The sequence below is a fragment of the Mycobacterium sp. NGS56 genome, from assembly GCF_059812425.1.
The window spans coordinates 242,054-267,722 of sequence record NZ_JCALCQ010000002.1 but is presented as its reverse complement, the minus strand read 5'-3'; the positions used below and the strand labels follow the sequence as shown (position 1 = coordinate 267,722).

25 protein-coding genes are annotated in these 25,669 nt (G+C 66.2%); 14 read left to right on the top strand and 11 right to left on the bottom strand.

The window, feature by feature from the left end; translation table 11 throughout:
* Positions 1–16: 16 nt before the first annotated feature.
* Both AC5Y4F_RS08520 and AC5Y4F_RS08515 read right to left on the bottom strand, forming a co-directional pair.
* Entirely contained in the window at positions 17–934 is a 918-nt protein-coding gene (locus AC5Y4F_RS08520; protein WP_499995996.1) for an SDR family NAD(P)-dependent oxidoreductase, read from the bottom strand.
* Complete coding sequence (locus AC5Y4F_RS08515) at positions 931–1,533, bottom strand: TetR/AcrR family transcriptional regulator C-terminal ligand-binding domain-containing protein (protein ID WP_499995995.1); 603 nt, start codon at positions 1,531–1,533, stop codon at positions 931–933. Before AC5Y4F_RS08515 ends, AC5Y4F_RS08520 begins: the two co-directional genes overlap by 4 nt.
* Before the next feature lie 46 nt (positions 1,534–1,579).
* Here AC5Y4F_RS08515 and AC5Y4F_RS08510 point away from each other — a divergent pair, with 46 nt between their 5' ends.
* The 3 genes from AC5Y4F_RS08510 to AC5Y4F_RS08500 all read left to right on the top strand — a co-directional run bounded on the left by AC5Y4F_RS08510 (position 1,580) and on the right by AC5Y4F_RS08500 (position 5,295).
* Entirely contained in the window at positions 1,580–2,731 is a 1,152-nt protein-coding gene (locus tag AC5Y4F_RS08510) for a phosphotransferase family protein (RefSeq protein WP_067931485.1), read from the top strand.
* On the top strand, positions 2,731–3,846 hold the full coding sequence (locus AC5Y4F_RS08505; protein ID WP_499995993.1) for an Rv3169 family protein: 1,116 nt from the start codon (positions 2,731–2,733) through the stop codon (positions 3,844–3,846). Before AC5Y4F_RS08510 ends, AC5Y4F_RS08505 begins: the two co-directional genes overlap by 1 nt.
* 102 nt (positions 3,847–3,948) lie before the next feature.
* A complete protein-coding gene (locus AC5Y4F_RS08500; protein ID WP_067931489.1) occupies positions 3,949–5,295 on the top strand; it encodes a flavin monoamine oxidase family protein in 1,347 nt (448 codons plus the stop codon).
* On the opposite strand, the gene AC5Y4F_RS08495 is transcribed toward AC5Y4F_RS08500, so the two are convergent.
* The 3 genes from AC5Y4F_RS08495 to AC5Y4F_RS08485 all read right to left on the bottom strand — a co-directional run bounded on the left by AC5Y4F_RS08495 (position 5,290) and on the right by AC5Y4F_RS08485 (position 8,695).
* Complete coding sequence (locus AC5Y4F_RS08495; RefSeq protein ID WP_499995988.1) at positions 5,290–6,255, bottom strand: alpha/beta fold hydrolase; 966 nt, start codon at positions 6,253–6,255, stop codon at positions 5,290–5,292. The genes AC5Y4F_RS08500 and AC5Y4F_RS08495 overlap by 6 nt on opposite strands.
* A 138-nt stretch (positions 6,256–6,393) precedes the next feature.
* Positions 6,394–7,482, bottom strand: a complete 1,089-nt coding sequence (locus AC5Y4F_RS08490) for a helix-turn-helix domain-containing protein (protein ID WP_499995987.1) — start codon at positions 7,480–7,482, stop codon at positions 6,394–6,396.
* A 34-nt stretch (positions 7,483–7,516) separates the two neighbouring features.
* Positions 7,517–8,695, bottom strand: coding sequence for a glycosyltransferase (locus AC5Y4F_RS08485; RefSeq protein ID WP_499995986.1), 1,179 nt, complete (start codon positions 8,693–8,695; stop codon positions 7,517–7,519).
* 207 nt (positions 8,696–8,902) lie between these two features.
* On the opposite strand from AC5Y4F_RS08485, the gene AC5Y4F_RS08480 reads away from it, so the two are divergent.
* A complete protein-coding gene (locus AC5Y4F_RS08480) occupies positions 8,903–9,814 on the top strand; it encodes a chemotaxis protein CheB (RefSeq protein ID WP_499995984.1) in 912 nt (303 codons plus the stop codon).
* On the opposite strand, the gene AC5Y4F_RS08475 is transcribed toward AC5Y4F_RS08480, so the two are convergent.
* From AC5Y4F_RS08475 to AC5Y4F_RS08465, 3 genes are read right to left on the bottom strand one after another with little or no spacing between them, the layout of a single operon-like run.
* The gene (locus AC5Y4F_RS08475) at positions 9,811–11,652 is read right to left on the bottom strand and encodes a CheR family methyltransferase (RefSeq protein WP_499995983.1); all 1,842 of its coding nucleotides are present in this window, start codon (positions 11,650–11,652) and stop codon (positions 9,811–9,813) included. The two genes, AC5Y4F_RS08480 and AC5Y4F_RS08475, sit on opposite strands and share 4 nt — an antisense overlap.
* Positions 11,653–11,706: 54 nt before the next feature.
* The gene (locus tag AC5Y4F_RS08470) at positions 11,707–12,465 is read right to left on the bottom strand and encodes an STAS domain-containing protein (protein WP_499995982.1); all 759 of its coding nucleotides are present in this window, start codon (positions 12,463–12,465) and stop codon (positions 11,707–11,709) included.
* Entirely contained in the window at positions 12,458–13,471 is a 1,014-nt protein-coding gene (locus AC5Y4F_RS08465) for a chemotaxis protein CheB (RefSeq protein ID WP_499995979.1), read from the bottom strand. Before AC5Y4F_RS08465 ends, AC5Y4F_RS08470 begins: the two co-directional genes overlap by 8 nt.
* Positions 13,472–13,589: 118 nt before the next feature.
* On the opposite strand from AC5Y4F_RS08465, the gene AC5Y4F_RS08460 reads away from it, so the two are divergent.
* Together AC5Y4F_RS08460 and AC5Y4F_RS08455 are read left to right on the top strand one after the other, a co-directional pair.
* Positions 13,590–15,692 carry a catalase gene (locus AC5Y4F_RS08460; RefSeq protein ID WP_499995978.1) on the top strand — a complete coding sequence of 701 codons (2,103 nt, stop codon included), beginning with the start codon at positions 13,590–13,592 and terminating at the stop codon, positions 15,690–15,692.
* Positions 15,693–15,766: 74 nt separating this feature from the next.
* Positions 15,767–16,024: a DUF7218 family protein gene (locus tag AC5Y4F_RS08455; protein WP_067931506.1), complete on the top strand. Its 258-nt coding sequence runs from the start codon at positions 15,767–15,769 to the stop codon at positions 16,022–16,024.
* On the opposite strand, the gene AC5Y4F_RS08450 is transcribed toward AC5Y4F_RS08455, so the two are convergent.
* Positions 16,021–16,596: a nucleotidyltransferase gene (locus tag AC5Y4F_RS08450; protein ID WP_499996395.1), complete on the bottom strand. Its 576-nt coding sequence runs from the start codon at positions 16,594–16,596 to the stop codon at positions 16,021–16,023. The two genes, AC5Y4F_RS08455 and AC5Y4F_RS08450, sit on opposite strands and share 4 nt — an antisense overlap.
* 113 nt (positions 16,597–16,709) lie before the next feature.
* On the opposite strand from AC5Y4F_RS08450, the gene AC5Y4F_RS08445 reads away from it, so the two are divergent.
* From AC5Y4F_RS08445 to AC5Y4F_RS08430, 4 genes are all read left to right on the top strand, one after another.
* Positions 16,710–17,381, top strand: a complete 672-nt coding sequence (locus AC5Y4F_RS08445; RefSeq protein ID WP_499995976.1) for a glycosyltransferase family 2 protein — start codon at positions 16,710–16,712, stop codon at positions 17,379–17,381.
* Positions 17,378–18,331 carry an acyl-CoA dehydrogenase family protein gene (locus AC5Y4F_RS08440; protein ID WP_499995975.1) on the top strand — a complete coding sequence of 318 codons (954 nt, stop codon included), beginning with the start codon at positions 17,378–17,380 and terminating at the stop codon, positions 18,329–18,331. Before AC5Y4F_RS08445 ends, AC5Y4F_RS08440 begins: the two co-directional genes overlap by 4 nt.
* Positions 18,328–19,098, top strand: a complete 771-nt coding sequence (locus AC5Y4F_RS08435) for a PIG-L deacetylase family protein (protein WP_499995973.1) — start codon at positions 18,328–18,330, stop codon at positions 19,096–19,098. Before AC5Y4F_RS08440 ends, AC5Y4F_RS08435 begins: the two co-directional genes overlap by 4 nt.
* A gap of 107 nt (positions 19,099–19,205) precedes the next feature.
* A complete protein-coding gene (locus AC5Y4F_RS08430; protein ID WP_067931518.1) occupies positions 19,206–19,970 on the top strand; it encodes an endonuclease/exonuclease/phosphatase family protein in 765 nt (254 codons plus the stop codon).
* 105 nt (positions 19,971–20,075) lie between these two features.
* Here the strand turns inward: AC5Y4F_RS08430 and mbp1 are convergent, their stop codons facing one another.
* The gene (gene mbp1 / locus AC5Y4F_RS08425) at positions 20,076–20,312 is read right to left on the bottom strand and encodes a microaggregate-binding protein 1 (RefSeq protein WP_067931520.1); all 237 of its coding nucleotides are present in this window, start codon (positions 20,310–20,312) and stop codon (positions 20,076–20,078) included.
* Positions 20,313–20,538: 226 nt separating this feature from the next.
* Here mbp1 and AC5Y4F_RS08420 point away from each other — a divergent pair, with 226 nt between their 5' ends.
* Complete coding sequence (locus AC5Y4F_RS08420) at positions 20,539–21,351, top strand: SDR family oxidoreductase (RefSeq protein ID WP_499995971.1); 813 nt, start codon at positions 20,539–20,541, stop codon at positions 21,349–21,351.
* Here the strand turns inward: AC5Y4F_RS08420 and AC5Y4F_RS08415 are convergent.
* Positions 21,337–21,744: a hypothetical protein gene (locus AC5Y4F_RS08415; protein WP_499995970.1), complete on the bottom strand. Its 408-nt coding sequence runs from the start codon at positions 21,742–21,744 to the stop codon at positions 21,337–21,339. The genes AC5Y4F_RS08420 and AC5Y4F_RS08415 overlap by 15 nt on opposite strands.
* A gap of 289 nt (positions 21,745–22,033) precedes the next feature.
* On the opposite strand from AC5Y4F_RS08415, the gene AC5Y4F_RS08410 reads away from it, so the two are divergent.
* From AC5Y4F_RS08410 to AC5Y4F_RS08400, 3 genes are all read left to right on the top strand, one after another.
* Positions 22,034–22,432, top strand: a complete 399-nt coding sequence (locus AC5Y4F_RS08410; protein ID WP_067931525.1) for a heme-binding protein — start codon at positions 22,034–22,036, stop codon at positions 22,430–22,432.
* A 124-nt stretch (positions 22,433–22,556) separates the two neighbouring features.
* On the top strand, positions 22,557–23,612 hold the full coding sequence (locus tag AC5Y4F_RS08405; RefSeq protein ID WP_067931527.1) for a DNA topoisomerase IB: 1,056 nt from the start codon (positions 22,557–22,559) through the stop codon (positions 23,610–23,612).
* 260 nt (positions 23,613–23,872) lie between these two features.
* On the top strand, positions 23,873–25,666 hold the full coding sequence (locus AC5Y4F_RS08400) for a thiamine pyrophosphate-requiring protein (RefSeq protein ID WP_067931529.1): 1,794 nt from the start codon (positions 23,873–23,875) through the stop codon (positions 25,664–25,666).
* Positions 25,667–25,669: the final 3 nt, after the last annotated feature.

The following is a 25,669-nucleotide window of genomic DNA, read 5'->3' as shown; positions in this document are numbered from 1 at the left end:
CGGCGATCGCGCCTCGCTAGTCCAGCGTGAAGGGACAGAAGCTGCCGTCGAGGACCTGGAGGTGGCCAATGGTGCGTCCGGTTACCTTGGCGGGATCGACCAGCGCCAATTCGACCGCCGCGCGGGCGAATTCGTCCGCCGACGCGGTGTCATCGAAGTTGCGGGCATAATACGAAAGCCCCGGCGTGAGAATCGGTTTGGAGGGCGAAAGCGCGTTCACCGCGATGTTGTGGTCGGTGAGGTCGAAGGCCGCGCACTGGGTGAGATGCTCGAGTGCGGCCTTGGAACCGCCGTAGCCGGGCAGCACCCCTCCGGTCCGGTCGGCGTAGGGGCCGTCGCCGGGCAATCGCGATGCGATCGAGGTGATGTTGATGATCGAACCGCCGCCCGCCTCGATCATGTCGGGGCACACCATCTGCATCAGCTCGTACGCCGCGAACACCGCGATGTCGAAATGCCGGCGGTACGCGTGCAGGGGCGTGCTGATGAATCCCGGCCAGCCCGGCTTGGCGGCGGCACCCGCCGGCTTTGCTGCGGCGGCACCCGCAGGCGTGGCGGCGGCACCCACGGCCTTGGCGGCTTTGTCGCGCGGTTGCCCACCGGCTGCCGGTGGCCGCCCTGGTGCTGTGAAGGCCGCGTTGTTGATCAGAATCCCTATCGGGCCCAATGCCTCTCGCGCCGACTTTACCAACCGGGCGACCTGATCGCGGTCGGTCAAATCGGCTCGAACCGCAATCGCGCGCCCGCCGGCCGCCTCGATATCGGCGACCGTCTGGCCGATGGTCCCCGGCAGCCGGTCATCCCATACTTCTTCGGTGCGGCCGGCAACCGCCACCGCGGCACCGTCAGCCGCCAAGGCCAACGCGATTGCCCGGCCCAGGCCGCGGCTACTGCCGGTGACAATCGCGGCCCGCCCCGCCAGCCGCCCCGTCATTGCCGCACCCCGTGCACCACGATGGCCGTGGTTTGCTCCACCCACGTGTCGCCGAGGTCTTCCTCCGGACGCAACAGCATCCGCAGCATCGTCGCTCCCCCAATCAACTCGATCAATCGGTCCGGATCCACATCGGGATGGGCTTCGCCGCGGTCGACCGCCTCGCGCAGCCGGACCCGCACCGCGGTGAACAGGTCCACGAAGCGCGACATCACCCGCCCATTGAGCGCGGGATCGGCCGTCATGTCGGCGACCAGACCGGGCAGCGCGGCGCGCACCACCGGAGTCGTGAACACGTCACGGGTGGCCTCGATCATCATCCGCACGTCGGCGGCGATATCCCCGGCCGGCGACTCCAGCGCGGTCGGGGCGGTAGGGAAGGCGGCCTCGTGCACCAGTTCGGCCTTGCTGGACCACCGCCGGTACAGTGCGGATTTCGTGGTGCCGGCCCGCTCCGCGACCGCAGCCAGACTGATGTTGGAATAACCCGTTTGGACAAGCAGTTCCGCGGTCGCCGATAAGATCGCCGAGTCGATACGCGGATCGCGCGGGCGACCGGCGCCGGAGGCCTTGTCAAGGCCGGACGGGTCTGCTTTCATAACGCTACCTACCGTATCGTAATTGCCTCGGCGAAGGAGGCACCTTATGGCAACAGAACCGGCGGTCGACAAAATCGACCGGCTCCAGCGCTCCAGCCGCGACGTCTCCACGTTGCCGACGGTGCTGTCACGCTGGCTTTCCACCGTACTGCCGGACGGCGCGAATCCCGAGGTGATCGTGGAGAGCGGCGTGGACTCAACAGGCATGTCGTCCGAGACCATCATCCTGACCACCCGCTGGCGACAGGACGGGCAATCGACCGAGCAGAAGCTGGTCGCGCGGGTCGCTCCCACGGCTGAGGACGTGCAGGTCTTCCCGACCTATCGGCTCGACCACCAATTCGACGTCATTCGGAAAGTGGGCGAGCTGACCGACGTGCCCGTGCCGCGGGTGCGCTGGCTGGAGAACACCGGCGACGTCCTCGGCACACCGTTCTTCGTGATGGACTACGTCGATGGCGAGGTGCCACCCGACGTCATGCCGTACACCTTCGGGGGCAACTGGTTCGCCGACGCGCCCGCCGAGCGGCAGCGCGAACTGCAGGACGCCACCGTCGGCGTACTGGCCACGTTGCACTCGATTCCGAACGTGCAGAGCACATTTGGGTTCCTTACCGAAGGGCAACCTGGGGACACCGCGATGCGCAAGCATTTCAACTGGGTGCGGTCCTGGTATGACTTCGCGGTGCCCGACATCGGGCGATCGCCGTTGCTGGAGCGTACTTTCGACTGGCTGGAAGCCAATTGGCCGGCCGAGGCAGCCGCCGTCGAGCCCGTGCTGCTGTGGGGCGACGCCCGAGTGGGCAACGTGCTGTACAACGACTTCCGGCCGGTGGCGGTGTTGGACTGGGAAATGGTGACGTTGGGCCCGCGTGAGCTCGATGTGGCCTGGATGATATTCGCACACATGGTCTTTCAAGAACTCGCCGGCCTGGCAACGCTACCGGGATTGCCAGACGTGATGCGCGAGGAGGACGTGCGCGCCACCTACGCGCGGTTGGCCGGCGTCGAAGTTGGCGACTTGCATTGGTTTTACGTGTATTCGGGCGTGATGTGGGCTTGCGTGTTCATGCGCACCGGCGCTCGGCGGGTGCACTTCGGCGAGACCGAGAAGCCCGACGATGTCGAATCACTGTTCTACCACGCCGGATTGATGCGGCGCCTAATCGGAGAGAGTCTTATCGGAGAGGACCAGTAATGCTCGGACCGCTCGACGAGTTTCCCGTACATCAGATTCCCCAGCCGATCGCGTGGCCGGGCTCTTCGGACCGCAACTTCTACGATCGCTCGTACTTCAACGCCCATGACCGCACTGGAAACATCTTCGTGATCAGCGGCATCGGCTACTACCCCAACCTCGGGGTCAAGGATGCGTTCCTGCTCATCAGGCGCGGGGACACCCAGACCGCCGTCCACGTATCGGACGCCATCGACTCCGACCGGCTCAACCAGCACGTCAACGGTTACCGGGTCGAGGTCATCGATCCGCTGCACCAGCTACGGATCGTCCTCGACGAAACCGAGGGAATCGCAGCCGATCTCACCTGGAAGGGGCTTTTCGACGTCGTCCAGGAGCAGCCGCACGTCCTACGATCGGGCAACCGGATCACGCTGGACGCGCAGCGTTTTGCTCAGCTGGGCAGCTGGAGCGGCCACATCGTCATCGACGGCCAAAAAATCACCGTCGACCCCGACACCTGGCTGGGCAGCCGCGACCGGTCCTGGGGGATCCGTCCGATCGGCGAGGCCGAGCCCGCGGGACGGCCCGCGGACCCGCCCTTCGAGGGCATGTGGTGGCTCTACGTGCCCATGGCATTCGACGATTTCGCGATCGTGCTGATCATCCAGGAGGAGCCCAGCGGGTTCCGGTCGCTCAACGACTGCACCCGGATCTGGCGCGACGGCCGCGTCGAGCAGCTGGGCTGGCCGCGGGTCAAGATCCATTATCGCTCCGGCACCCGCATCCCGACCGGCGCGACCATCGATGCCACCACCCCCGATGGCACCCGGGTGCACTTCGATGTGGAGTCCAAGCTGCCGGTGCCGATTCACGTCGGCGGCGGCTACGGCGGCGACTCCGACTGGATTCACGGCATGTGGAAGGGCGAGAAGTTCGCCGAGCGCCTGACCTACGACATGACCGATCCGGCGATCATCGGCCGAGCGGGCTTCGGGGTGATCGATCATGTCGGCCGAGCGGTCTGCCGTGACGGCGACGGCGAGCCGGTCGAGGGCTGGGGCCTTTACGAACACGGCGCGTTGGGCCGCCACGACCCGTCCGGGTTCAAAGATTGGCTCACGGTCGCGCCGTAACCCAGGCGGCAACCGCGCCGCAGCTGGGATGTGACCGCCCATCGGCCGCTAGCTTGCACAATTTGGGGGTGAAAACCGGGGAAATGCGGTTCACTGGACCGCGTGCCCGGACCCCCGCGGATTGTCGACGTCGTCGTGGTCGGTGCGGGCTTTGCCGGACTCGCCGCGGCGCGAGTGCTGTCTCAACAAGGCCACGACGTGGTGGTGTTCGAGGGCCGTGACCGTGTCGGCGGCCGGTCGCTGACCGGCAGCGTCGCCGGATTGCCGGCCGATCTGGGCGGCACTTTCGTCGGGCCGACCCAGGACGCCGTCTTGGCGATGGCGGCCGAACTCGACGTCCCGACCACCCCGACGCACCACGACGGCAAGAACCTCATCCATTGGCGTGGGTGGACGCACGCGTATCACGGCACCATTCCAAAACTGTCGCTGACGGGGCTGCTGGACATCGGCCGATTGCGGTGGCAGTTCGACAGGATCGCCCGCAGCATCCCGCTGGCGGCGCCGTGGGATGCCCGCCGTGCCCGGGAACTCGACGGCTTATCGCTCGGCGGCTGGCTGCGCTCGGTGCGTGCGACCGCGTCCTCGCACGACCTGATGGCGATCGTGGCGCGCGTGACGTGGGGATGCGAACCCGACGATGTGTCGATGCTGCACGCCGCTCGTTACACGCACGCGGCCGGCGGCCTGGACCGGCTGCTCGACGTCCAGGACGGTGCCCAACAGGACCACTTCCCCGGTGGCACGCAACAGATCGCCGAAGCCGCGGCCGCCGAGCTGGGAGCACGGGTGGTGCTCAACGCCCCGGTCCGCCGAATCGAGCGGCACGGCGCGGGCGTCACCGTAACAAGCGATCTCGGCGAGACCGATGCCGGGTTCGTCATCGTCGCCATCCCGCCCGCCCATCGCGCCTGGATCGAGTTCAGTCCTCCGTTGCCCGCCGAATACGAGCAACTCGCCCGGCACTGGCCGCAGGGCCGGCTTAGTAAGGCGTATGCGGCCTATTCCACGCCGTTCTGGCGGACCAACGGATTTTCCGGGCAGGCGCTGTCCGACGAGGGCCCCGTCTTCATCACTTTCGACGTCAGCCCGCACCCGGACGGACCCGGCATCCTGATGGGTTTTGTCGACGCCCGCGCCTTCGACTCGCTACCGAGCAATCAGCGTCGCCGCGACGCATTGCGCTGCTTTGCAACGCTTTTCGGCGATGATGCGCTCAAACCCCTGGACTATGTCGATCATCGTTGGGGGGTGGAGGAATTCGCCCCCGGCGGTCCCACCGCCGCGGTGCCCCCGGGGTCGTGGACGCGGTTCGGGCCGTGGCTGCGCGAACCGGTCGGGCCGATCCACTGGGCCGGCACCGAAACGGCCGACGAGTGGACCGGATTCCTCGACGGGGCGATCCGCTCCGGGCACCGCGCCGCCGCCGAGATCACCGCCCTGCTATGAGCTGATTCGCCGGGTGGCCGCGTTCTGGATCGCCATTTCGGCGAGCCCGCGCAACTGCCGGCTCACGTCGCGCGGGTGTTCCAGCATCGAGCAGTGGCCGCCGGGTAGTTCAACCAATTCGATCAGGTTGGGTGTGGTGCGTGCGATCCTGCGAGACTGGCTAATCGGGGTCAGCCGGTCGCGTTCGCTGCCGATCACCAACGTCGGCACGGTCAGTCCGTCCAGATTGAGATACCGAGACCCCAGTGACGTCACCAGCGCCCTCGCACAGCCGGCCCGTCCCGCCGGTGCTGTGCTCTCGAATAGCTCGTAGACCACCCGGGCGATGCTCGGGTCGGCGTCTCGCCCGGTGGCCAGCATCGCCACCGCATATCGGCTCGGTATGCGGGCGGCACGTGGGAGCGGTAACCCACCGAACGCGGTGATCAGGGCCCGCCCGGCGAGGACTCGCGCCGGCGACAATCCATCGGGCGCCGACAGCAGTTGCACCTGCCGGATCAGATCACCGGTGGTGGTGTTGATCAGCGCGACGGCGTCGGCGCGCCTGGGAACCTTGTGACGGTAGCGCTCAGACCACGCGGCGATGGTGATGCCGCCCATCGAATGACCCGCTACCACGGCCCGCTCGTGCGGTGCCAGTGTTGCGTCCAGCACCGAATCCAGGTCGGAGGCAAGGTGTTTGAGGCTGTAGTCCGCGCGCCGCGGCACACCACTGCGCCCGTGGCCGCGATGATCGAAGGCGATCACCCGGTAATCGTTTGACAGGTCGGCAATCTGATACGCCCACGCCCGGATCGCGCAGGTGATGCCGTGAATCAACACGATCGGGTAACCCTCGGGCGGCCCGAACACCTCCGCGTGCAGCCGGGTGCCGTCGGCCGCCGTGACCGTCACGGTCTCACTGCGCGGCAGCTGGTCGGGGAACGGGTCAAATGGGCGAGCCGATCGTCGAGCATTCATCGCCGCTCCCCCCTCCAACGCGACCCCGTTGCCGCAGCTAAGGATGAGACGATCTTATGTCTAAGTCGGGTCCGGTTTTGGCGAATCCGGCAAACGATTCTTACCAAATGCTTAGAACCTGACCGGTCGTCACGCCGATCAGGACGGTGCCTGCTGCTGTCTCAGCGTGGTGTGCGGGCTCTGGCCGTAGGTCTGCCGGTAGAGCACCGCGAATCGTCCGGTGTGGGCGAATCCCCACCGCTGGGCGATCTCGGTGACCGTCGAGGTAGCGCTCGTCGCCGCCACCAGCTCTTGATGGGCATGGCTGAGCCGCACCCGACGCATGTACTCGGTCGGCGTGGTACCGAGCTGGCGGCGGAACAGATACTGGACCGCCCGGGGCGTCAGATGCACCGCGGCGGCGACATCGTTGATGCCGATATCCTCCGCGGTGTGGTGGTGGATGAAAGACACCGCCTCCTTGAGGGTTTCAGGCAGCGCGAGATCGCTGGCCGGGTCTTGCTCGGTGAGGTTGGACGGGTAGCACTCGAGCAGCGCACCGGCCAATAGGTTGGCCATCCCCGCGGCGATCAGCGGCTGGTGGGCGGTGTCGGCGCAGGCCAAGGTGCCGACCACATAATCGAGCGCTCGCTGCCACGCCCGCACGGCGGCACGGGAACGCGGCCGCCAATTGACGAACTGCGTCTGCTGCCCCAACGACGACTGCCAATCCGCGGCGACCTTGTTCATCACGTCGGCCTCGAGAGTCACCACATCGAAACGTGCCCCGTTGCAGTGCAATACGCACGGCATGCCGTGAGCGACGAGAATCGGGAAGTCGGCGGTGGCCACCGGACCGCCCGCGACACTCAACGATCCCGCGCGCGGTTGGATCACCACGATGGTGTCGGCCGCCGGAATCTCGAGCGTCACACGCCCCTGGACCATCACCTCGTCGACGGTCATCGAGCCGGCATCACTGCGTCGGTGCGACACCGCGGCGTGGCCCGCCAGCCCGGAGACCCGCCAGCCCGGCTGATACGCGCCGGCGAAGAATCGCCGCACCGCATGCGCGTCGGCAGTGCGAAACTGCTTGTATTGCACTACAGCCGGGCGATATCCATGCTCGGAATCCGGCGTCAGACGGGCCGGGCAGTAGTCGGGCCGAGTCCCGTCGGTCGATTCGCCGGCGGAACCGATGACCAGCGTGGCGTCCTTGCCGTCGATCCCGCTCGTCGTAGTGGTCATGGCCGGCCTTCAGAAACCGCCACGAGCGCCCGCATCAGCGCGCCGCCGTCGATCGCGGATTTATCGGGGCCCGGTCCGGCGACCCGATGCTTTCGTAAATGTTCAGCGCGTCGAGCGCTATCCGCTCCCACGCGAAGCGCGACGTGGCACGGCTGCGGCCCGCCGCGCCCATGCTCTCGCATTGAAAGCTTTGGCCGAGCAGCCTTCTCAATGCCATCGCCAGGGCGACCGGGCTTTCCGGCGGGATGATGAGACCGGTGATGTCGTCGAGCACGACGTCGGCGAGGACGCCCATGGTGGAAACGATGACTGCCACGCCGCTGGCCATGGCCTGCAACACGGCGGCGGCCCGTGGCGGCTGCCGGGGAGTGCACGCCACGACGTCGGCGGACCGGATCAACTGGGGCAGTTCGTCACCGCCCACCGTGCCGGCGAAGCGGACGCGCTCGGCCACGCCGAGCCCCGCGGCAAGGCGTTGCAAGCGAGCCCGCGCGTCACTGTTGTCAACGTTCGTGGCGTCGGTCTCCGCGATTACCAACTCCGCGCCGCACACCTTGGGCATGGCGCGGATGGCGATATCGATTCCGTTGCACCACAGCGGGTTTGGTGTCACACACAGGACCCGTTGCAGGCCGTTGCGCGAGACCGTGGGACCGGTCGGCGCGTAGCGCGACGCGTCGACGCCGCAGGTCAGGGGGGACACCCGGGTGCGGCGGCGCCGCAGCCGGGCCAGCGCGTCGAGGTCGTCGCTGCCCTCGCCCGTCACCCAGGCCGCACTGCGTGCCAGGAGCGACTCGACGCGCAGGCGTTCGCGGTTGTGCTCCCCGTCGGCTTGTCCGCGCGACGTCGCGGCCAGACCCAGGAACGTCTGCACGACGGGGAGGCGCTGACGGCGAGCGGCCAACTGGGCGGCCAGCCCGCCCAGCCAGCCATAGGCGTGCACGACGTCGGGTTGCTCGCGTGACCAGGCGCGCTCGAGTTTGGTGGCCCATTCCCCCACATAGGGCAGGACGTCGGCGCAGGGGGCGGCCCGCCGCGGGCCGACGGGAACCGACAGGCAGCGGTAATGGCCTTGTGCGGCCGCCTGCACCGAGCATCGAGCGGCTCGCCGGAGGCACACCGTCGCGTCGTGTCCCTGCGCCGCCAAGGCGGCGCACAGTTGCTCCGGGTCCTCCCCGACGACGTCATCGCCACTGACAATTGCAATTTTCAACCGCAATTCCCTCCGCGCGCCGTCGTGCCATCCAGCAACACTAAGTCACATACCCTGCCGCATACCTACGAAACGGCCGGCGCGGCGACTTCGCATAGTGACCCGGGCTTCGCCTGCCGGACCGCACCCGACCAGCCAGAACGCGTCAGAGCGGCATCGTCCGCCGTGAGACTATGGCGGCGGGTCGACAAGGTGGAGACTTGAGAGGTGACGACTGATGAGCATGGCCGAGGCGTTGAGCTGGTGGTCCTGCTGGCGTCGGCGGGTGGTTTGGAGCCTCTGTCGACCATATTGCGAGGGTTACCTCGCGACTTCCCCGCCGCCGTCATCGTGCAACAGCACCTGGGCGGGCACGACAGCCTGCTGACCACAATCCTGCACAGGCAAACGGGCCGCGCGATCGAATGGGCACGGGACGGAATGGTGCTGCGGCCCGGACAGGTGGTCGTATGTCCGCCGGCGATACTGCTGCAACTGAACTCGGAGGGCCGCTGCCGCCTGCAAAATGCGCAGCGGCATCAGGCGCTGGTGTTCGACGTGCTGCTGGCTTCGGTCGCCGGCTCGTACGGCCCGCGCAGCGTCGCCGTGGTGCTGTCGGGTTCCGGGCATGACGGTGCGGCGGGCACCGTCGCGATGAAGCTGGCGGGCGCCGTCGTCATCGCTCAGAGCCCCGAGACGGCGCAGTACCAGTCGATGCCGATCGCTGCCGCGCGCGCCGGCGCCGACCTGGTATTGGACGTCGCCGAAATCGCCGACGTACTCACCGGCATCGTCGCCGGGGCAGCACTTCCGCCCCGTCGGGAATCGCCGGTCACGACCCCGGTGGACCAACCTGACGCCGCCGTCACCAGTTACGACGTGCTCGATCGGTTGCCCCCGGCGTTCGCGACCAACAGCGCGGCGGCCCGGGGCGAGCTCGCTCGGCTGCGCGCCGCCGAGCTCGAACGGCGCCGCAAGGAATTGACCGTGGGATTCGGCGCCACGCCGGAGACCGTGGCGATAGCGCGGCGCAGGGCCCAGGAGTCACGTTCCCGGGCCCAGCTGGCCCATCAGGCGGCCGAGGAGGCTTCCACCCAGTGGCCTGCCAAGGCATCGGGCCAGCACGCCGGGAGCGGCTAACCGACGACCTCCATCAACAGCAGTGCCCCGCCGACCGTCCCCTCTGCCGAACGGAACGACGTGCAGGTGATGCGCACCGTCGCCGGGCGCCCGCGCCGGTTGACGGCCTCCACCACGACTTCGCCGGAGCTCTCCGGGTCGACGAACGCATTGCCGATCAGGGGCCGGACAGAATCGAGCGGCAGGCCGATGTCCAGATTTGTCAGCCCAATCCCAGTCGTCTCGTCCGCCCGCAGGCCCCAAAGTTCTTCACACCCGCGGTTCCACAGGATCACCTTCATCTCCCGGTCGACCACCACCATGCCCATGTTCACCGAGTCGATGAGCGAATCCTGGAAGTGCTTGGCTTCGTCGAGTTCCAGGCTGCGTTCGCGCAACATGTCGTTGATGGTGTGCAGTTCGTCGTTGGTGGACTGCAGCTCCTCGTTCATCGTCTCGAGCTCTTCGTCGGTGGACTGCAGTTCCTCGTTGGTGGTCTCGAGCTCCTCTACCGTGGATTGCAGTTCCTCGTTGGTGGTCTCGAGCTCTTCGTTGGTGGACTGCAACTCTTCGTAGGCCGCCTCCAGCTGGCGATTGGTTTGGACGACCTTGTCCAACAGCGCGCGGGTGGCGGTGACGTCGAAGAACACGATCGACACCCCGAGCAAGCCGTTCTCGGCGTCGACGAGCGGGTTGACGTGGATTTCGAACCACACCGTCTCGGCGCCCGGCCGCTGCCATTTGACGTCCTGGATCCGCGCCGAGCGCCGCTCCACCTTGGCCTGTTCCAGGTAGGCGCGCAGTTCGACAGGGCGGTATGACACCTCGAGGTCCCGCAACAGCCGACCGATGTCGCGGGCCGAGAGCCCGAAGATGCTCTCCGCCTGTTGGTTGATCATCGCGACGGTGTCCTCGCCGGTGACCACGATCTGGGCCACCGGGCTGGCCCGGAAGGCCAAATCCCGCACCGTCGTCAACCCCGAAAGGTCCATGCTGCGTTCGTAAAACGCCGAGTTCGGATCGTAGCGATCCACACCACCGTTGCCTCCGAGCGCCTTGCGGAAGATGCGGTGTTTCAGGTTCAGCGGAGCGAACCGGTCGCCGTGACTCAGCAGCATCTCGGCGTGTCCCAGGAACAGCGTGCCCTGCGGTGCCAGGGCAAAATGCAGCCGCCCCAACACGTTTCGTTGCGTCTCCGCGTTGAGATACATCAAAGTGTTGCGGCACACCAGCAGGTCGACGCGCGAGATCGGTGCGTCCTTGACCAGATCGTTACGCCCGAAGATGACCGCTCGGCGCAAGTCCTTGTGAAACACGTAGCGGCCGTTGACCTGTTCGAAGTAGCGCTCCAACAGATCCGGGGGTACGGATTCGACCGCCTTGGCATCGTAGGACGCGATGCGCGCCTGGCTGAGGGCGTCCTCGTCGACGTCCGTGGCGTAAATCTTGACCCGCTGCCGGAACCCATCGGGTCCCAGCGCCTCGGCCAGCAGCATGGCCAGCGTGTAGGCCTCCTGACCCGAGGCGCAGCCGGCGCTCCACACTCGAATCGGGTCGTCGGGGCCGCGCTCGGCCAGCAGTCGCGGAATGACCTCGGTGCGAACGAACTCCCAGGCATCCGGGTCGCGGAAGAACGAGGTGACGTTGATCAGGACGGTGTTGAACAGCGCGGTGAACTCGTCCGAACTGGCCTGCAAAAAGTCGAGGTACTCATCGAAGGCGGTGTAGCCCGCCTGATCCATTCGATGCCGGACGCGGCGCATCAGCGAGGTCCGCTTATAGCCGGTGAAGTCGAAGCCGCGCGAATCCCGCATGTAGCGCAACAGGCCCTCGAAAGCCTCGTCCGTCGTGGAGTCCATGCACGTCCCGTTCGATAAGAGGTTCATCGAAGGACTTGAACACTACTCGCGGAGTCAGAGCTGGTTTTCCCGCCCGACCGATCCCCACACCGTTTTGCCCGACGTGGTGGGGGTGGCGCCCCACACCCGGCACAGCGCGGACACGATTGCCAGCCCGGAGACGATGTTGGCGCCACGGTCGGGATCCTCGTGCCGGCCCGGCAAATGGAAGCTGGTGTCCTCGACAGCGACCGTGACGCAGTCCTGATAGTTCTCGACGATCAGGACCGGCGCGCTCTCGGTGTGGTCGAGGACGTTTTCGACGAAGATGGTCGCGACCGTCGCCGCGACCGGTATCGCCTCGGGGACGTCCCACTGGGTGAGCCAGTCGGTGATCACGCTGCGCGCGGCATCGAGGCTGCTGATGTTTCGCGCTAGTTCGGTGCGTGCCCGCCGGCGAACCTGAAGCGACTGGCCCCGCACGGCGTCCAGTGCACGTTCTAGGGTTAAATGCGTTGGCACATAACGGGTAACGCCGGTCCTTTTCAACTCCCGCCGCACCCCCGACGCGGTGCACACCAGCAGGATCGGCACGTAGGGCCAGACGCTGACGTGCCAGCGCGCGCTGGTGAACACGGTCCAGGCCGACGCTGACGGCGCATGCAGGCGATTGATGTCGACGACGACGGCGAGGGGCTCGTCGATGGCCGCCTTGATGACGGTGTCGCGGATGGTTCGGTAAGTCGAGCTGTCGAGCACGCCTTCCATCGCCAGGATCGGCACACCATCACGTGATTCCTGCACGATGTGGACGGCGGCGTCGAGGTCAGTCATCGGTCTCACCGCGATGCGGGGCAGCGGATGACAGCCGCTCGCTGAGCACCGCCAGCGCCCGCTCCGCTTCGTCCGCCATCGCGGTGTAGCGGCGGGAGACCAGACCGGTGCGGGTCTTACCAGCCACATCGCGGGCCAACCTGGCCTTTTCCTGCAGGCTGCGCAGCGCCACCCACAGGGCGCCGTCAACTTCTTCATCGCGGGCGCTGAGCAGGGCCTCCGCCGTCCACGCATGACCGACCTGGCAGCGAAAATTGCCCTCACGTATCGAAACCAACGAGCCGTTGCAGTCCGGGCAGGTATAGCGGGACGGCGCGCCCAGTTCTTGAGTGTCGAAATCGGTCGAGAACCTCGAAGTCATGGCGATGCGGTTCTCCAGTTCCATCGCGGCGTCGCGCTCCATGTCAGGATCCTCTATCTCTCGGTGCGACAGCTCCTTGAGGACCGCGCCGATGTCGGCCGCCGGGACCTGACGGTCCACCACGCCCGCCTCCAGGGCGCTGGTCGGCATCGCGGGGAACAGCGCGTCCTCGGGTGTCTGACCGATGGTGATGCCACCGCGCGAACGGATGGCGGCCATGCCCAGCACGCCATCGTCGAGCACGCCGGAAAGCAGTACACCGACCGCTCGGGGCCCAAAGCTCAGGGCCACCGACCGGAACAACGCGTTGATGGCTGGCCGGTGTCCGTTCTCGGTCGGCCCCTGCGACAGCTGCGCCTGGTGATCGGCGACCAGCAGGTGGTGGTCCGGGATTCCGACATAGATGCGGCCCGGCTCGAGGCGCGAGCCTTTTTGGGCGGCGATTGCGGGCAACGGGCCGTTGCGGTCGACGATGCGGGCCAGGATGCTCGGCGCCCCGGCGGGTATGTGGAGCACCATCAAGTAGGCGTAGGGCACGTCCGGCGACAACCCGGCGGCAACATTCGACAGCGCTTCGACGCCGCCCGCCGACGCACCGATCGCTACCACACCTTGCAGGGCGCCGACTTCAGCCGTCTCAATCACCGCTTTCGACTACCCCTATCGATGGTAGGCAACCCTCCTCTCGGTGGATAGGGGCACAATTCACGCCGTTTGCATGGGGTGGGCCGTGGTACCCCTCTCCGTTGGAAGGAGACGAGCCATGGCTACCGATCAAAATCCGAAACAGCGTGATCTCGACTCGGCCCGATTCCGTCGCGACACCGGGTACCTGACCACCCAGCAGGGCGTCCGCGTAGACCACACCGACGATTCGCTGACCGTCGGCGAGCGGGGACCGACACTGCTCGAGGATTTCCACGCCCGGGAGAAGATCACCCACTTCGACCACGAGCGCATTCCGGAGCGCGTGGTGCACGCGCGCGGGGCCGGTGCCTACGGCTACTTCGAGCCGTACGACGACTGGCTGGCGGACTACACGGCGGCCGCATTTTTGACCACGCCGGGCGTTCAGACTCCGGTGTTCGTGCGATTCTCCACCGTCGCTGGCTCGCGCGGATCGGCCGACACGGTCCGCGACGTACGCGGCTTCGCCACCAAGTTCTACACCGAACAAGGCAATTACGATCTGGTGGGCAACAACTTTCCGGTGTTCTTCATCCAGGACGGCATCAAGTTCCCCGACTTCGTGCACGCGGTGAAACCCGAGCCGCACAACGAGATCCCGCAGGCGCAGTCCGCACACGACACGCTGTGGGACTTCGTGTCGCTGCAGCCCGAGACCCTGCACACCATCATGTGGCTGATGTCGGACCGGGCGCTGCCGCGCAGCTACCGCATGATGCAGGGCTTCGGTGTGCACACCTTCCGGCTGGTAAACGCCACCGGCGAAGGGACTTTCGTGAAGTTCCACTGGAAGCCGCGACTCGGTGTGCACTCGCTGATCTGGGACGAGTGCCAGAAGATCGCCGGCAAGGACCCCGATTACAATCGGCGCGATCTATGGGAGGCCATCGAGTCGGGCCAGTTTCCGGAGTGGGAGCTGGGTGTGCAGCTTGTCGCCGAGGAGGACGAGTTCAAATTCGATTTCGACCTGCTCGACGCCACGAAAATCATTCCCGAGGAACAGGTTCCGGTACGCCCGGTGGGCAAGATGGTGCTGAACCGCAACCCGGACAACTTCTTCGCCGAGACCGAGCAGGTCGCCTTCCACACCGCCAACGTGGTCCCAGGCATCGACTTCACGAATGATCCGCTGCTGCAGTTCCGGAACTTCTCTTATCTGGACACCCAGTTGATCCGTCTGGGTGGTCCCAACTTCGCCCAGCTGCCGATCAACCGGCCGGTGGCCGAGGTCCGAACCAACCAGCACGACGGCTACGGACAGCATGCGATCCCGCAGGGGCGCTCGAGTTACTTCAAGAACAGCATCGGCGGCGGCTGCCCCGCACTCGCCGACGAGAACGTGTTCCGACACTACACCCAACGTTTGGATGGGCAGGCAATGCGCAAGCGCGCCAAGTCCTTTGAGAACCATTACAGCCAGGCGCGAATGTTCTGGCAGAGCATGTCGCCGGTCGAAGCCGAGCACATCGTTGCCGCCTTCGCTTTCGAGCTGGGCAAGGTCGAAGTGCCCGAAATCCGTTCGGCCGTCGTAGCACAACTCGCGCGGGTGGACGGCGGGCTGGCCGGGCAGGTGGCGGCGAAGCTGGGTCTGCCCGAGCCCCCGGAGGAACCGGTCGACGATCGGGTAGCCGCGTCGCCGGCGCTCTCCCAAATCGGTGTCAGCGACACCGTCGTCTCGCGCAAGATCGCCGTCCTGGCCGCCGACGGCGTCGACGTGGTGGGAACACAACGCTTCATCGATCAGATGGGCGAACGCGGCGCGCTGGTCGAGGTGTTGGCCCCGGTCGCGGGCGGCACGTTGGAGGGCGGATCCGGCGGCGAGCTTCGAGTCGACCGATCGTTCACGACGATGGCGTCGGTTCTGTACGACGCCGTCGTGGTGGCGTGCGGGCCGCGGTCCATAGCGACACTGTCCGACGACGGTTATGCCGTGCACTTCGTGACCGAAGCCTACAAACACTTGAAGCCGATCGGCGCCTACGGGGCGGGTGTTGACCTGCTGCGCACCGCCGGCATCGCCAACCGCCTGGCTGAGGACACCGACGTTCTCAACGATCAGGCCGTCATCACCACGAAAGCCGCCGCCGACGAGTTACCGGACCGCTTCGCCGAGGAATTCGCCGCCGCTCTCGCCAGGCACCGTTGCTGGGAGCGGCGCACAGACCCAGTTCCCGCCTAGGACATGGTTTTCATCGCGCCCGGGGCGGGCACTCGGAAAACCAGGGCGTCTCATCGTGGACAGGAGGATCGAGCATGCCGCGTTCGTCGATCAAGAACGAGAAGCTGTACCAGGACCTGCGCAAGAAGGGCGACTCCAAGGAAAAGGCCGCACGCATTTCCAACGCAGCCGCCGGCCAGGGTAAGTCGAAGGTTGCGCGCCGAGGCGGCAAATCCGGCTCTTACCAGGACTGGACGGTGCCGGAACTCAAAAAGCGCGCCAAAGAGCTTGGCATGTCCGGCTATTCGAGCCTGACCAAGGACAAGCTGGTCGCCAAGTTGCGCAAACACTAAGGGGTCAGGCCCAGTCGGTCGGCCAGCACCAGAAACGCGACCGCGTAGTCGTTGTCGGCGGTCAGCTTCCTGATGGCATCCCAGTCCAGCCGTTCGCGCACCGCGCGCACCGCCGGCAGCAGTTTCGCGAAGTCGCAGTGATGCTCGTGCAGCGCCCGTAGCTGCTGGACGAGCACCATGGTGGGTGGCAGCACCGGCATGCCGATCGCCAGCACATCGTGCTGTTCGGCGCGGTCTAACGTGGCGTCGTCGACGGGCACGCCGTTGAGCCGATGCAGGATGTCTACGACCATGCTGTCCCTACGGGCCTTGAACAGCCAGTCCTCGGGCGGGCGCTCGATGACGAAGTCCGCACCGGCCAGGGTCGCCACGGCGGCTTCCACGTCGGATTCCGCTACCACCAGATCCACGTCGTGACTGGGTTCCGGTGCGCCATAAGCCCACAACGCGTAGCTGCCGGCCAGTGCGAAACGCGGTCCGTGCTCCTTCAGCGCCGATGCCGCGCAGCGCAACACTTCCCGCAACTGCGTGGCGCACGGGGGTGGGTCGGGGTGCGCGTCGGTGCCTGCCATTGTGCTGCCTGCCATTGTGCCATTGTGCATAGGTCATACCCAGCCTGGCGCGGAGCAACCTGGCAGGCGGCCAAGGCCGTTTAACTTATGGCTAATTGGGAAATATTGGGGTTATGTCCACCGCCGTGCCGTGCGCTTATGACGCCGTCGCCGTAGTGATCCCTGCCCACAACGAGCGGGCACAGCTGCCGGCCTGCCTGCGCGCGATGCTCACCGCCGCCTTGTGCGCGCCGATTCCCGTCACGATCGTAGTAGTCCTGGATGACTGCGACGACGGCAGCGACGAACTGGCCGGTGAGTACGGGCCCGACGTGCACTTCATCAGCGTCGACGCGCACAACACGGGAACGGCCCGCGCGGTCGGCTTCGGTTATGCGCGATCGCTTTTGGACGCCGATGCCCGGTGCTGGTTTGCCACCGCCGACGCCGGGAGCCGGGTGGACCCCGGCTGGCTTATCCATCAGCTGCGGTCAGGCGCCGACGTGGTCGTCGGCGTCATGCGGTGCTACGAAGCAAGCGAGCGCGGCCGCCAGAGCCGCCAACAGCTCATCGACGGCGACATGGGCTTCAGCGCGCGCGCATATTGGCACGTCGGCGGCTTTCGCACGTTGGCAACCGGCGAAAAAGCCGACTTGGTCGAGCGGTTCGAAGCCGCCGGCCACCACATACATCGCGACACCGACTTGTCGGTGATCACGTCGAAGCGAATCCAGGCTCGGGACCCGTACGGATTCGCCGACTACCTCACGCAATTGGGGAGAACGGCGGCGGGTGATTGCGCGTGACGGCGGGTTTGGTTGAGCACTGGCTGGAGTCCGGAAGACTCGAGTTGCCGCTTCCCGCCTCGGGGCGCACGGCGGAACGCTGGCTGCGGCTGGCGCGCCTGGCCGAAGAGGACATCGTGGCGGCCAGGATCGCCGAAGCCCACGTCGATGCGGTGGCGATACTTCACGAGTTGGGTGGCAAACCGCCCGAAGCGGGCCAATTGTGGGGCGTGTGGGCGGCCGAGGCCCCGGACGCCGCCTTGACGGCCACCGACAACGATGGCGCGTTCTTGCTGAACGGCACCAAGGTGTGGTGTGCGGGTGCGGGGTTTTGCAGCCACGCACTGGTGACCGCGCGCCTTGACGACGGGACGCTCGGGCTGTTCGCGGTCGCCGCGACCGACCCAACCGTCAGGGCGTTGCCCAGCACATGGTGGAACGCCGGCATGGCGGGCAGTGATACCAGGCCGGTCCAGTTCACCAATACTCAAGCCGTCGCAGTGGGCGACCCCGACGCCTATCTGGAGCGGCCCGGGTTCTGGCATGGCGCGATCGGTGTGGCTGCCTGTTGGCTGGGTGGTGCGCGCAGGGTCGCTGACCCGCTATACCGTTGTGCCGCAAGCCAGTCGGCGGACGCGTACTCGCTGGCACACCTTGGCGCGGTGGACGCCGCGCTCGCCGCCGGTGAGGCGATCCTGTCGGCGGCCGCAAGTCAGATCGATGACGACCCGTTCGACCGGGCCGGCACCGCGCAGCTTCTTGCCCGTCGAGTCCGCACGGTGGTGGAACACGCGGTCGACGAAGCCATCACCCGCACCGGACGCGCTTTGGGCCCCGGCCCGCTGTGCCAGGATGGCCGCCACGCGCAACGGGTCGCCGATCTGAGCATCTACATCCGGCAAAGCCATGCGGAGCGGGACTTGGCCGAGCTCGGCTGCCTGGCGGGTCAGCAGGGGATGCGGGTCCCATGAAGACCGTGCCGGCGGGCAACTGCACACGGTTTGCGGCCAAGCCACTCACCCACGGCGGCACGCCGGCGCCGCTATGGCTGGCGGCTTTCGCGGAAAATCCGCTGCCGACACTGGATGTGACGGAATGCCCACGGCTGGTGGTGGTGGCCCCGCACCCCGATGACGAAACTCTCGGCCTTGGTGCCACGATCACTCAGTTGGCCGCGAACGGGATTCCCGTCCAAGTGGTCTGCCTCAGCGACGGCGGCGCGGCCCGGCCCGGTACGTCCGCATCGGAGCGACTTCGCATGGAGACCATCCGTCGTTACGAATTGCGCAGAGCAGCAAATCTTTTGAACATCCCTCCCCCGGTACTGCTGGGTCTTCCTGACGGCGAGCTGGCGGACCATGAGGACAGGATCACCGAGAAGCTGACCCAGATCCTCGACGACGCCGGACCCACTTGGTGTGCGGCGACGTGGCGGGGCGACGGGCATCCTGACCACGAAACCGCGGGCCGTGCGGCCGCGGCCGCCTGCACGCTCACCGGGACGACGTTGCTGGAATATCCGGTCTGGATGTGGCACTGGGCATTTCCTGCCGACGAAGCCGTGCCGTGGGACCGGGCCTACTCGGTGCCCGCACCCGGTTGGGCATCGGAACGCAAACGGCGGGCCGCGCAATGCTATCGAAGTCAATTCGAGCGCAGCGGCGACCGAGCTGCGCCCAGGTTGCCGGGTTGCGTGCTCCCGCGTTTGCGCGCGGTCGGCGAGGTCGTATTTCGGTGACCCCGGCGCTCCTGCCGGGATGCTCACCATTCGGCGTGTGTAGCACACAGTCCGCAGCGCGGTTACACCGCTGACTGCACGAGGCAAAAATGGGTAGGTGAAAACCTGTGCGTGTGGCGACGTTCAACATCCTGCATGGGCGCACCGTCGGTGACGGAGTCGTCGTCGCGCGGCTGCGCGATTGCGTACAGCGCCTTGACCCGGACGTGCTGAGCCTGCAAGAGGTCGACTGTGAGCAGCCGCGCTCCGAGCGCGCCGACCTGACCGCCGCCGCGGCCGAAGCCATGGGCGCGGTGGAACACCGGTTCGTGGCGGCGATTTCGGGCACGCCGGGCGCGACCTGGATGGCCGCTACCGGCCACGAACAACCGGGCACCGCCGCGTACGGGATCGCGCTGTTGTCCCGATACCCCGTCGCCAGTTGGCAGGTGGTGCGGCTACCCCGCATACCGATGCGATTTCCGATGTACCTCCCGGGACCCAACCGGGTGATGGTGGTCGACGAGGAGCCGCGCGCCGCAGTCATCGCACAACTGCACACCCCGCTGGGCGGACTAACGGTGGCCAACACCCATCTGTCTTTCGTTCCGGGCTGGAATCGGCGCCAGCTACGTCGACTGATTCACGACCTGCGCGGCTTCCCCGGGCCGCGGCTGTTGACCGGAGACTTGAACATGACGCCGAAGGCGGTGCGCCGCTGGTCGGGCATGCGTGCTTTGGCTGCCGCCCAGACATTTCCCGCGGACACGCCCAACCGCCAACTCGACCACATCTTGACCGACGACCACCAGTTGCGCGGTCGCGCCGTGCAGTCAGAACTGATGACGATTTCCGACCACCGTCCGCTGGTCGTGGATTTGCAGCGGGTCTGACAGGTCAGCCATCGGGGCGGCCCGATCGCACCGCGACGAGAATCCACTCGATGTCGTCGGCCGAAGTTACCTTGTCGGTGACCGCGATGATTGCCACGCCGACGACTACTGGTTCTCCTTCTGCCGCTCTTCGGCAGCGTCGGCGCCGGCCCGCGCCGACTCAGCTTCGGCTTCCTTCTTGCCCGCATCGCGTTGCGCGTCGGCTTTGTCCTGCTGGGCCTGGCCCTCTCTGTGCAAGTCGTCGCGACCGAGCACGGCCCCGCCAACCTCTTTGGCCTTCCCCTTCACGCCCTCGACGGTGCCCTTGACCGCTTCCTCTGGCCCGCTCTTGTCATCGCCCATGGGTTCGACCTCCCTCTCGTGATTGCCGAGCTTGCGCTCGATGGCACCTACGGCGTTCCCACCGCCCGGCCCGTCAAACGCGCGCGGTACGCGTTGCGCCTGGACAGCGGATGGGTGATGTGCGCGTCATCACGCCGGCAATGGTTGAGGCCGAACTTGACGTATCCGCCAGCCGAATGGGTCCGTTTCAACGTGGCAGTGCTGGGTAGTAGCAGGGCCGAAGGGGGTGAGAGCACTGACCACTGTCGCCGTGATCGGAGCGACCGGCACCGCTGGCTCCCGCATTGTCGCCCGCTTGAGGGCGCGCGACGTCGCGGTAGTGAAGATTTCGCGTGAGCATGGCGTCGATTTGTTCGACGGACCAGGCCTTTCGCGCGCGCTCGAGGGTGTCGACGTCGCCATCGACGTGTCCAACCCGGTGCCTCCCGACGGCCGGTCCGATATCGGCCACACCCTGGTGGCAGCCTCCCGCAACATCATCGCCGCCTGTGCCACGCAGGAAGTGGAGCGTCTCGTGGTGTCGACGATCGCCGGAATCGAGGATCCCGTGTTCGACGGCTTCGCCTATTACGAAGCCAAGCGGAAGGCCAAGGACATCCTGCTCGACGGTCCGGTGCCGACGACGGTCGTCAAGTCGACGCAGTGGTACGAGTTCGCCACCGACGACGACGCCGTCACCTGTAACGCCGATGAGGTGATCGTCGAGGACTGGTTGATTCAACCAATCGCCGCCGACACCGTCGCCGACGTGATGGTCGAGGCGGCCCTGGGGCAGGTACACGCACCGCGCACCATCACCGGTCCGGACATCATCCGACTACCCGATCTGACATCCAAACTGCTTGCCCTGCAAGGTGATAGTCGACAGGTGCGAACCGTAGAGCCCGCGGTCACCGCCCTGGGCGCCGGAGCGCTACTGGCTCCCGGTCAGGCAATAGTCGTCGGTCCCGACGTCGACACGTGGCTGCAAACCCTGGCTCCCCCTAGCACCAACGGACACCGCTCGGCGGACGGCGACGGAGCATCAGGTGGAAGCTGATGAGTTCCAGAGCATTAGCGCACAGCTGACCACGATCATGCCGGCGGCGGCGAGCGCAGCTAGTCGTTGATGTTCTTGGTGTGGACGCGTCGTAAAAATCCCAACCGCCTCGAGACGAAATCCCCGCAATGCCAGCACGAGCAATGCCAGCACGAGCAATGCCAGGCCCGCGATGATCTCAACGGTGATGATGACCAACGTCTCCGAGGAGAAGTAATCGAAAGTCACGCCGGCCGCTGGCAAGGTGACCGACGCGCCGAGGGCGCCGGCCGCGTAACCTGCGGGGTGCAACAGTCCTGCGGATGCAGGTCCGGCGACGGGCCGGACGAACGGAACAGCAAGCGCACCAAAGGCCACCCAGCCCACGCTCAATAGACTCAGGCTGACCTTCATGCCCAGCCGGATCGGCTCGAAGTGGCCGTACGCAGCGAGAGACGACGCAGTTCGGATAACGATTGCGTCACGATCATGGTCACGATTCCCTAAGAGCGGGCACCATTTCTTAAAGATTCGGGGATCGTTTAATCGTTCGCTTAGCGAAAGACCGTTAGAAGCTGGATAATGACGCGCAGCGTTCGTCGTCAGCGAACACCGTCGCTGTTGGCTTCGGCTACTTTGGATTTCGAGGATCGGGAGCCTCTGTCGAGAGAAAATCATTTCGTTTCGAAGGACATCAAAGAACATGAAAATCAGCAGTATTGTCGCGCGCCGGAAAGTGGCCGGTGTCAGTGCCGGCTGCCTGCTCGGAGGAATGGCGATGGGCATCCTCGGTGCGCCGTCGGCGGCCGCTGCACCCGACTGCAGCCCCGCCGGTGTGAACAACACCGTTTCCTCGGTGCAGGGCTCAGCGGAGCAGTACCTGGCGGCGCACCCGGGGGCGAACCAGGTGGTGACGGCGGCCTACGGGCAGCCGCGGCCGCAGGCTGAGTCGAGCCTGCGCAGCTATTTCACCGCCCACCCGCAGGAATACAACGACCTGCGCGGCATCCTGGCACCGATCGGCGACACCGAACGGCAGTGCAATGTCACCGCCCTGCCGCCACACCTGGAGTCCGCTTACCAGGAATTCATGGCCGGCTGATTCGGGGTTCGAGACGACCCGCCACAATGCCGTGGCGGGTCGTTTCCATGTCGGCGTGCTGTGGTGTGAACACGTTCTGTGGCGGGTAATTGTGCAGTCAGCTAACAGAACTGGAGGGTGAACAATGCGGCTGCGCCGGAGCGTGCTGAGCAAGCCGGGTATCACGCGTAAGCGCCGCGGTAAAGGCTTCGCCTATTACCGGCCGGATGGCAAGCGATTGTCCGATCCGCAAACACTGCAGCGCATCAAGGATCTGGTTATCCCACCGGCCTGGAAGAACGTGTGGATCGCACCGTATAGCAACGGCCACATTCAGGCCGTGGGTGTCGACGCCGCCGGCCGGAGGCAGTATTTGTACCACTCCGCCTGGCAGCAGGAACGCGCCGAGGAGAAGTTCGACCGCGTGCTGGAACTGTCCACACGGCTGCCGGCCTGGCGCGCCGAGATCGCGAAAGATCTGACGCGAAAGGGCCTGACCCGCAAACGGGTGTTGGCGCTCGCGCTGCGGCTGCTTGATCGCGGATACTTTCGCGCCGGCGGCGAGCAATACGCCGAGGAACACGAGTCCTACGGACTGTCCACCCTGTTGTGTGAGCATGTGGTGGTGCGGCGTGACGCGGTCGAGTTCGATTTTCCGGCCAAGAGCGGGGTCCGGCGCACCGCGGAAATCGAGGATCCCGAAGTCGTCCGTGCGGTGCGGGCACTGATGCGCCGGTCCAACCGCACCGAGCGATTGCTGGTGTGCCGCACCTCATCCGGCTGGGTCGATATACGTGCCGCCGATCTAAACGACCGATTCAAAGAACTCGTCGGTGACGAATACACCGTCAAGGACCTGCGGACCTGGCACGGGACGGTACTTGCCGCGGCAGCCTTCGCGGACGCCGACCCGGCCCTCTCCCGCCGGGTGGCCAAGCGCGTTGAATCGGCGGTGATGAAAGAGGTGGCCGAGGAGTTGGGCAACACCCCGGCGGTGGCACGCGGTTCCTACGTCGACCCCCGCGTCGTCACCGGTTACGAGCAGGGACTGACCATCGGCGCAGCGGTGCGCCGTGCCGAACACGCCAAAAAACCCGACCTGGCCCAGGAGATCCTGGACAAGGCCACCCGCATGCTGATCCGGCGAGTGGCCAAGGGCCACAGCGCGGATGGACCGTCTGCGCTGCCCGAATCGGCGTGAACCGATGGTCGGCTGAAAGGTGGCTGGGAGTCGCCTGAACCGCCGCTTTTGCGCGCATAACCCCGGTGATTGCGGGTAGACAGGCCCGTGTGGGAAGTGCCCAAGCCGTCCGCGCGGCGGCAGCCTGCCTTGGTCACGCCTGTCAGCGGCAACCGCCATCGGTTGGCCCGCGATTCGGCGGCGCTGCCATGCAGGTGGTTCAAACAATAGCCACACACGCCCATCCGCCAGCGCTGTAGAACCGTCTGAGGAGGGAAAACATGTCTAAAAAAGAGGTTTCCGACTATCTGCTGGAGCGCTTGCGGGCGTGGGGTGTTGAGCATGTATTCGGCTACCCCGGCGACGGCATCAACGGACTGCTTGCGGCATGGGGGCGGGCGGACAACAAGCCCAAGTTCATCCAGTCGCGCCACGAGGAGATGAGCGCCTTCGAGGCGGTCGGATACGCAAAATTCACCGGCCGGGTCGGGGTCTGCGCCGCCACGTCGGGCCCCGGCGCGATCCACCTGCTAAACGGCCTCTACGACGCCAAACTCGACCACGTTCCGGTGGTGGCCATCGTCGGTCAGACCAATCGCAGCGCAATGGGCGGTAACTACCAGCAGGAAGTCGACCTGCTGACCCTGTTCAAAGACGTCGCCAGCGACTACCTCCAAATGGTCACCGTTCCCGAACAATTGCCCAACGTACTGGACCGCGCGATCCGGATAGCGATGACGCAGCGCGCCCCGACGGCATTGATCATCCCCAGCGACGTTCAGGAGCTGCCCTACTCGCCGCCCGAGCACGCGTTCAAGATGGTGCCCTCCAGCCTCGGCATCGAGTACCCGAACATCGCCCCCGGCGACGCCGCCATCGCTCGGGCCGCTGATGTGCTCAATGCCGGCAAGAAAGTCGCCATTCTGGTGGGCACCGGCGCGCGTGGCGCCCACGAAGAGCTGGCCGAAGTCGCCGACCTGCTTGGGGCGGGCGCAGCAAAGGCGCTGCTGGGCAAGGACGTGCTGTCGGACGAATTGCCTTGGGTCACCGGCTCGATCGGATTGCTCGGGACCCGGCCGAGCTATGAGATGATGCGCGACTGTGACACGCTGCTGACCGTCGGCTCCAGCTTCCCGTACACGCAGTTCCTGCCGGAATTCGGTCAGGCCCGCGCGGTGCAGATCGACGTCGACGGCCGGATGGTTGGCATGCGTTACCCCTACGAGGTCAACCTTGTGGCCGACGCCAAGACCGCACTGCGGGCTCTGATCCCGCACCTGCGCCGCAAGGAGGACCGCTCGTGGCGTGAGGGCATCGAGAAGAATGTCGCCCGCTGGTGGGAGACGATGGAGAAGGAAGCCATGGTCAACGCCGACCCGGTCAACCCGCTGCGGTTGTTCTCCGAGCTGTCCCCTCAGTTACCCGAAAATGCCATCGTTGCAGCCGATTCCGGCTCGTCCGCCAACTGGTATGCGCGCAATCTGCGCTTCCGCGGCGACATGCGGGGCTCGCTGTCGGGCACGCTGGCCACGATGGGTCCCGGTGTTCCGTACGGCATCGGCGCCAAGTTCGGCCACCCGGACCGGCCCGTCATCGTGTTCAGCGGTGACGGCGCAATGCAGATGAACGGCATGGCCGAGCTGATCACGATCAAGCGGTACTGGAGCGAATGGAAAGACCCCCGTCTGATCATCGCGATCCTGCACAACAACGACCTGAATCAGGTCACGTGGGAAATGCGCGCCATGGCCGGCGCGCCCAAATTCGCGGAGTCCCAGAACCTTCCGGACATCGACTTCGCCGCCTTCGCGGCCAGCCTCGGCCTGAACGCCATGGCGATCAAAGATCCGGAGGAATTGTCGGACGCGTGGCGCCAGGCGTTGTCCGCGGACCGTCCCACCGTCCTGGACGTGTATACGGATCCCGACATGCCGCCCATCCCGCCGCACGCGACGTGGGATCAGTTCAAGTCGGCGACCACGGCGGTGCTGGCCGGCGACGAAGACCGGGTGGGCTTTGTCAAGGTGGGCCTCAAGACCAAGGCGCAGGAGTTCCTGCCGCACAAGAAGAGTTGACCC